The organism is Pseudomonas putida, assembly GCF_022627325.1.
GTDB classification, from domain to species: domain Bacteria; phylum Pseudomonadota; class Gammaproteobacteria; order Pseudomonadales; family Pseudomonadaceae; genus Aquipseudomonas; species Aquipseudomonas putida_X.
Genome location: NZ_JAETZZ010000074.1, coordinates 1 through 242, shown reverse-complemented (window position 1 = coordinate 242; position 242 = coordinate 1). Strand labels below are relative to the sequence as shown.

Below are 242 nucleotides of genomic sequence, written 5' to 3'. Positions count from 1 at the left end.
CCAGGCGTTGGTAATTCTGGCCAGGAAGCTCGCACGAGTGGCATTCGCCCTGATGAGAAATCAGGACGAATACGTTACCAAAGGCGGGAAAATGGCTTGCTGAGAACCATAGAATCTCCCACAGGGGCCGCGCCAGCTTTTAGCAGTTGCGCAAGACAGGTACTCCCACGAGGTGCGGTCAGCTGTGGCTGGCTTGTCGGCGATCACCGGCAAAGCCGGTGCCATGCCCTGGTTTTGTTGCA

General features: G+C 57.4%; 1 pseudogene. It reads left to right on the top strand.

The window, feature by feature from the left end:
• A pseudogene (locus JNA92_RS25775) lies at positions 1 to 103 on the top strand (IS110 family transposase); the annotation flags it as partial.
• Positions 104 to 242 lie beyond the last annotated feature (139 nt).